This is a genomic window from Fundidesulfovibrio sp., from assembly GCF_058402725.1.
Window position 1 is genome coordinate 1 of record NZ_JBZVFJ010000155.1, and the last position, 7339, is coordinate 7339.

Below are 7339 nucleotides of genomic sequence, written 5' to 3' on the forward strand. Positions count from 1 at the left end.
AATGCGCCGCCGAGGGGGATCAGGCACGCGACTCAGCGTATTACGCAGGGGTCTCGAGTCATGAGGTTTATTGAATCAATACGCAGGAGCAAGAATAAGAGATTTATTTTGACATCACGAACAAATATAATCGACCAAGGATGTCTTCTTGGTCATGAGTTTAAGACGAAGCGGTTGTTGAAGGATGAGTTTGTTTTAAACATAGGAGGGTATAGCCTGCTTGATAAAGCTCTGATGTTGTATAGCTTTATGTGGAAAAGTTGCCTTTCTCGAGAGTATATTGAGGAGATTGTTTTCAGTGATAGGTATATGCAAATAATACGTCACAACAACTATAATCCAAGAATATTGGAGTTTGTTACGTCGATCGATTTGGTCGATCTGGTTGGTAGTTCTGGTTATTTTGAGTATATTGAGTCTTGCTTGGGTAACCCTAAAGAGGTCTGGGATAATCCATATGTTGTGCAACTGGATGACTTTTCTAGGGCTGTGATTGATATTATCGTTCTTGCCGGTGGAAGTGTTGGTGAAGATGCGCTGCGTGCAATGTATAATGGTCTTGTGGCGCAGTCAAATTTTGCTAGGGTGACAAATGTGTCAAGGGATTTTGGGTCGGTAATAAAAGCATTGAGCCGCTCATTTATTAAGCGGTCTTTGTATGCGACGCGGTCTGCGCGTGTCACATATGCTCCGTTCAACCCCTCCATCTCTGATTATGTCATTAGTCGATATTTAAATGATGAAAAGAGATTCGCGGAAATGGTTGTATTTTTGAGCGAGGATAGTGGTTTGGGTGTTATGGAGAATCTCTATGGAACAAAAGCTGTTGAGATTCAGCGAATTTCAAGAGAGGTGGTGGCTATATTAGGCGATGGCTTTTTTGCTAGGTCTTTTTCCTTTGTGTCGCGAGTTGGAAATATGCTTTCGAGCGAAGATTTCGGTCGAATTTTTTGTGATTTGTCATGCGGTGATATCTGCAGGATGATGGATGTTGCTGAATGTGTAGTTGATTTTCGTTTAATAGACTTTATTTTTAGATTTATCAATTCGCACGAGTGTGATGAGGATTCAGTCTTCAGTGTCGCAATTGCCTCGCTGGGGTTGGTGGCGCGCTACTCCGATCTTGAGTATTTTTCAGAGTATTTGTCTGGAGTCAGTTTTTCGTCTGCCGTTTTAGATGATTTGATGCGTTTGTTTCATGACAAGCTGCTTGACTTGTGGGATGATGAGGTTGCTCATGATTTTGCAGTTGATAACGTAGAAAAATATAGTAAAACAGTAGAAGTTTGGTATGGAGATGATGAATACGATGTTGAAGTTCATGTGGACGAAGATCGCCTTGCAAGGCTTGTAAGTGACTCAACGGAGCATTTGATCGTGGGCCTGTCGATGCAAGAGGCCGTGAAGATTGTCTCGGCTTTGGATTTAGAAAGTATTGCTAAAGACTATCATCATCAGGTTGACGAAGGATGGTCTTCTATTGGCGGTGGCGTGCCTCTGTCGTCCGACATAGAAGATTTGTTTCTAGGTTTTATTGAGTCAAAATATAGCCAGATATGATTATCGCAGTGTTTGGTTCTTGTAGCTCGTGTCGAAGGCGCGAGGTAGGGCTTGTTGTATGTGTGATTGATGTTTAAAATGGCTGATGGGCTGAAAGATATGTAAGGATGATGATGCTTTCACCCTCCCAGCGTATCCCACAGCAGCAGCATGTTGAGCCCGATCACCACCGCCGCGATCACGCTCAGCACCGCCACGGTGGAGGGCTTGTTGGCCCACTTGCCCATCACCTTCCTGGAGCTGGTCAGGTAGAGCTGCAGCAGGATGGTGAAGGGCAGCTGGATCGAGAGGGCGATCTGCGAGAAGATGAGCCCCTTGAACGGGTCCGGGATCACCAGGATGATCAGGTAGGCCAGCCCCAGCGTGAGCGCCACGCCCAGGCGGGTGTGCACGTCGCGGATGTTGTAGGGCTCCTTGAAGATGCCCGCGAAGATGGCTCCCCCGGCCATGCCCGCCGTCACCGTGGAGGCCACGCCCGCGAACAGCAGCGCCAGCGCGAACACCACCGCCGCCGCGCCGCCCACCAGGGGCGTGAGCAGGTTCTGCGCCTGTTCCAGCTCCGTCACCGAAGCGCCCGCCGCGTAGAAGGCCGAGGCCGCCAGCAGGATCATGGACGAGTTGATGGCCCAGCCGATGAGCATGGACACCAGCGTGTCCAGGAACTCGTACTTGAGTTGGTGGTGGATGATGGAGTCGTTGTCCAGGTTCCACTGGCGGCTCTGGATCACCTCGGAGTGCAGGAACAGGTTGTGGGGCATCACCACCGCGCCCAGCACGCTCATGATCACGGGGATGGAGCCGTCGGGGAACGCCGGGACAACCCACCCGCGCACGGCCTGGCCCCAGTCGATGTGCACCATGGAGAGCTCGAACACGAACGAGATGCCGATGAGCGACACGAACCCGATGATGTACTTTTCAATCCGCCGGTAGGAGTTGGCGAAGAGCATCCAGGCCACCACCGCCAGGGTGAGCAGCGCCCCCAGCCACAGCGGCAGCCCGAAGAGCATGCGCAGGGCGATGGCCCCGCCCAGCAGCTCCGCCAGGGCCGTGGACACCGAGGCCAGCACCGCCGTGGAGAGCACGAAGCGGACCTTGGAGGGGCTCAGGTGATGCACGGCCCCCTCCGAGAGGCACAGCCCCGCGGCGATGCCCAGGTGCGCCGCGTTGTGCTGGAGCACGATGAGCATCACCGTGGAGAGCGTGACCATCCACAGGAGCTTGTAGCCGAAGTCCGACCCTGCGGCCACGTTGGCGGCCCAGTTGCCCGGGTCGATGAAGCCCACCGTGACCAGCAGCCCCGGGCCGATGTACTTCCAGATCTCCAGGGCCATGAAGCGCGGGGCGTGGCGTTCGGCAAGGGAAGGGAACAGCTTCGAGAGGTTCATGAAGTCCGCCGGATGCTTGTTGGGGATGCGGGCGTGTGAATGCTCCGCCGAGAGTGGCGACTCTTCATGATTCGCCCGGCGTTGTCCAGCCCGCGCCGCGTGCCTGGAGGTCGCGAACAGCCGTGCGCGGGAGATCCGAAAAGAGTGGGATTCAAGGGATCGTCTCCCGTTCCAGCCCGGCCGGACGCGGCGTCCATCGGGTCGCGATCTTGAAAATCACGAAGGTGATAATCAATGACAATAGTAAATGTTACGGCATGTTGCCTTGACAATCCGTAGGGACGGATTCTGGGCGCGCAACGCTAGAGGAAGCACAGGAGCGAGACGGCCATCACGACCATGCCAGCGATCACGCCGAGGATGGCCAGGTGGTGCTGGCCGAACTCCTCGGCGGCCGGGAGCAGTTCGTCCAGGGAGATGTAGACCATGATGCCCGCCACCCCGGCGAAGAGCACCCCGAAGACCACCGGCGTGAAGAAGGGCATGAGCAGCAGATACCCCACCAGCGCCCCCACGGGCTCCGTGAGCCCGGAGAGGAACGAGAGCCAGAAGGCCTTGCGGCGGCTGCCCGTGGCGAAATAGAGCGGAATGGAGACCGCGATGCCCTCGGGGATGTTGTGGATGGCGATGGCCACGGCGATGGCCGTGCCCAGGGCGGGTTCGGTGAGGGCGGCGGTGAAGGTGGCCAGGCCCTCCGGGAAGTTGTGGATGGCGATGGCCAGGGCGGCGAAGAGGCCGGTGCGCCGCAGCTTGGCGAAATCGTGGGTTTCGTCCTTGGGGAGCTGGTCTTGCGGGAGGTCCATCTCCTCGATGGAATGCATCTCGTGGGGGTTTTCGTAGCTGGGCACCAGCTTGTCGATGAGCGCGATGAGCGCGATGCCCCCGAAGAAGGCCCCCACGGCGCTCCAGGAGCCCGCTACCTTGCCCAGAGAGTCGGCGAGCACTTCCTGCGCCTTGGCCAGGATCTCCACGAAAGAGACGTAGAGCATCACCCCGGCGGAGAAGCCCAGGGCCAGGGAGAGGGCGCGGGTGTTGGTGCGGCGGGTGGCGAAGGCGATCAGGGAGCCCACGCCGGTGGCCAGCCCGGCAAGGAGCGTGAGCAGAAAGGCCAGAAGCACGTTGTCGGCGGAGAACGTCATGATGTCCCGAGGGGGGAGCGCCGGGCGGCGCTCCCCGGGGAAGGGTCTATTTGCGCACGCCGTCGAGGTATTCGCCGGCGGCCTTGGCCACGATGTCGTAGAAGCCGGGTTCGTCCTTGTGGGCCTTCAGGGCCTCCTCGGCGGCCTGGGCCTTGTGCAGGGCCTCGTCGAAGGTTTTCTCGTCCAGTCCGCTGATTTCAAGGGCCTCCTCGCGGCTCAGGCGGCCCATCTGGGCGAAGACGGCTGCGGTTACTCCCAACACCTTGCGGGCGTTCTCCTTGGGCATGGCGCACTCCTTTGCGGGCGTCTAGTCCTGGAATTCAGCCTGAATATTCAGGAAACCAGCCAGATTGTCCAGGAAAAGGGCGAAGAGGGCGGGGTCGAAATGCCGCCCTTTTTCCTGTTCCTCGCGCATGATGGCCAGGGCCTTCTCGTTGGGGAAGGCTTCCTTGTAGGGTCTTGGGGTGGTAAGGGCGTCGAACACGTCGGCCACGGCGCAGATGCGCCCGAAGATGGGGATGGAGTCCCCGGCCACGCCGTAGGGATAGCCCGTGCCGTCCCAGCGCTCGTGGTGGGAGATGGCGATCACCTCGGCGGCCTGGAGCAGTTCGGAGTCGGAATTCTGGAGGATGCGGCGCCCGATGAGCGTGTGGGTCTTCATGATCTCCCATTCCTCGGGCGTGAGCCGTGCGGGTTTGATCAGGATGGAGTCCGGGATGCCCATCTTGCCCACGTCGTGCATGGGGCTGGCGTGGCGCAGCACCTCCACGTCGTGCTTGCCCAGGCCCGCCAGGCCGCCCAGGAGGGCGGAATATTCGCTCATGCGGCGGATGTGGCTGGCGGTGTTGTCGTCCTTGTATTCGGCGGCGGCGGCCAGGCGGAAGATGGTCTCGCGCTGGGAGGCCTCCACGGAGCGCTGCATCTGCTGCACGTTCTCCAGGGCGAGGCTCAGGGCCACGGTGCGCTGGCTCACCATGTCCTCCAGGGTGGCCTGGTAGCGCTTGAGCTCGTCCTGGGACTGCTTCATGCGCAACAGCGAAGCCATGCGCACCTTGAGTTCGGTTTTGTCGATGGGCTTGGCGATGAAGTCGTTGGCTCCGGCCTCCACGGCGGCCAGGCGCTCCTCGCGCCCGGTGAGGGCCGTGACCATGATCACGGGGATGTCCTTGAGCTGGGGGTCTCGCCGGATGCGGCGCACCACCTCGAAGCCGTCCATGCCGGGCATGAGCACGTCGAGCAGGGCCAGGTCGATGGTGGGGTCGAAGCGGGCCAGGGCCTCGTCGCCGGACCCGGCCAGGACGGCCTCGTGCCCGAAGTCGCGCACGAAGGCGGCGAGGACCTTGAGGTTCACGGCTTCGTCGTCGGCAACGAGGATGCGTCGGGAGATTGGATGATCGCTGCCCATGCGGAATGCTCCGGCTGTCAGTTCCGGCTTGTCCCCACATCGGTCACTGTAGCAGGGAACCCCGGCCATGGCAACGCCGGGAGCGGCCGCCGGAAGCAGGACGAGGCATCAGGCCAGGAGTTTCCAGGCCTCCCGCGCGCAGGCTTCCACCAGCTCCGGGCAGCGGCTCTTGAAGAGGCCCCGGGAGGCGGCCAGGGCGATGCCCTGGTCCGTGGCCATGTCCACGCCCAGGAGCGCGGAGCAGTCCAGGCTGCCGTGGCGCACCGCCAGGCCGGAGAGGAGCGCGCGAGCGGCGCTCTTGCAGCGCTCGGTTCCAGACGCGTCCGCGTCGTCGGCGCGTCCCAGGCGCAGGCCCAGGGCCATGAGCGCCCCGGTGACGGCCCCGCAGGTGAGCCCGCCCCACATGCCCGCCGCGAAGGGCGTGGCGATCAGCCTGGCGTGCTCCGGGGAGAGTCCGCCCGCTCCGGCCAGGGACTCCATCACGGCTTGCGTGCAGTTCCAGTGGTCCAGGAAGCGCTGGCGGGCGTAGGGTCCGGGGTCCATGTCCGGGGAGGGGGGCGGCGGCTGGCGCTTCAGGGCGGGCAGGGCCAGCCCGGCGGCCAGGCCCGCGCCCGCGCTGGCGGCGCAGGCCAGGAAGAGGCGGCGGTCGATGCTCACGGGGGCTCCGGCAGCAGGCGGTATGGGGTCAGGCCGGCGTGTCGCCCGAGGGGTCCCAGGCGTCGGCCCTGACCTTGTACACCAGATCGGGCAGCTCCTTGAAGAGGAAATGCGCGGCCCGGCCCTCCAGGGAGAGTTCGGGCTGACGCGCGAGGAGGGCGGGGTCCTCCAGGAGCAGTTCGTAGGCGCGCACATAGTGGCCTATCATGCGGGCCTCGCTCCAGTGCGCGAGGAGCCACTCGCGGCCGCGCAGGCCCAGTTCCCGGGTCAGGTCCGGGTCGGCCAGGAGTCTGCGCAGCACGGCGGGGGCCTCCTCCAGGCGCGCGTTGACGTAGGGGTGGCCCGATGCGCCGGAAAAATGGCGGATCAGGGCCTGGGAGCGCTCGTCCAGGAAGTTGACGGCGCACACGGCCTGGGCCAGGGCCTCCAGGCCCGTGAGGTGGTAGCTGCCGGTGACCAGGTCGTCCAGGCAGATGCGGCTGGAGCGTTTTTCCGGCAGGGCCTCGGCCAGGGGGCGGATCTCCGTGACGCGGCGCACGCGCCAGCCCTCGGCCTCCAGGGAGCGCAGCAGGGGGAGCGCCTGGGGCGTGCCCTTGGTGTTCCAGCGGTCCTCCCAGGCCCCGGCGTTCATGGTGGGGTTGTAGAACACGTCCCAGCGGGGGGGCTCTGCGGAGGGGGCGTACTCGGGCCGGGCTTCGGGGATGAAGTTGGGCGTCACGTAGGCCTTGGGGTAGAGCCGCTCGGGGTGCTGGGCGATGACGAGGGCCGGGATGTCCTGGGCCAGCAGGGCCTCGGGGGTGATGCCCATGGAGCGGGCCACGAAGCCCGGCTCCGTGTGGAACTGGCGGACCACGCGCTTTCCGGCGCGTTGCAGCGCGCGGAAGTCCAGGGGGGCGAAACGGTCCGAGTCCAGGTCCAGGTAGTTGTGCAGGTGGAGGATGTCGGCGTCGCGGGCGGCCTGGAGCACGGCCTCGGGGTTTTCGTCCATGACGAGGTCGTGGTCGTAGCGGCCGAAACGGGAGCGGTCGGCCAGGCGGGCCTGCACGCCTGTGTGGCGGTTGAGGGCCTGCACCAGACGGACGGGCATGCCCGCCAGGGGCGTGAGCGAGAAGTGCAGGACCTTCATGGGGTGGGGAGGGTCGCACGGCCTGCCGAGGCCCCCCGAGCGAGCCGGTCCCCGGATATGTTTG

Annotated in this window: 7 protein-coding genes; 1 reads left to right on the forward strand and 6 read right to left on the reverse strand. The window is 62.2% G+C overall.

Annotated elements, in window-relative coordinates; all coding sequences use genetic code 11:
- On the forward strand, positions 1-1560 hold a 1560-nt coding region (locus ACV4UX_RS15845; RefSeq protein ID WP_491594250.1), incomplete at its 5' end, for an nSTAND3 domain-containing NTPase.
- A gap of 119 nt (positions 1561-1679) precedes the next feature.
- Here the strand turns inward: ACV4UX_RS15845 and ACV4UX_RS15850 are convergent.
- The 6 genes from ACV4UX_RS15850 to ACV4UX_RS15875 form a co-directional block, all read right to left on the reverse strand.
- A complete protein-coding gene (locus ACV4UX_RS15850; RefSeq protein WP_491594251.1) occupies positions 1680-2948 on the reverse strand; it encodes an Nramp family divalent metal transporter in 1269 nt (422 codons plus the stop codon).
- Between the two features lie 302 nt (positions 2949-3250).
- Positions 3251-4087, reverse strand: coding sequence for a zinc transporter ZupT (zupT, locus tag ACV4UX_RS15855; protein ID WP_491594252.1), 837 nt, complete (start codon positions 4085-4087; stop codon positions 3251-3253).
- Positions 4088-4133: 46 nt separating this feature from the next.
- Complete coding sequence (locus ACV4UX_RS15860; RefSeq protein WP_491594253.1) at positions 4134-4373, reverse strand: hypothetical protein; 240 nt, start codon at positions 4371-4373, stop codon at positions 4134-4136.
- 21 nt (positions 4374-4394) lie between these two features.
- Positions 4395-5492, reverse strand: a complete 1098-nt coding sequence (locus ACV4UX_RS15865; RefSeq protein WP_491594254.1) for an HD domain-containing phosphohydrolase — start codon at positions 5490-5492, stop codon at positions 4395-4397.
- Between the two features lie 108 nt (positions 5493-5600).
- Positions 5601-6149 (reverse strand): C-GCAxxG-C-C family protein, encoded by a 549-nt coding sequence (locus ACV4UX_RS15870; protein WP_491594255.1) that lies wholly within the window; start codon positions 6147-6149, stop codon positions 5601-5603.
- 28 nt (positions 6150-6177) lie between these two features.
- The coding region (locus ACV4UX_RS15875; protein WP_491594256.1) for a glycosyltransferase family protein at positions 6178-7339 on the reverse strand (1162 nt) is incomplete at its 5' end.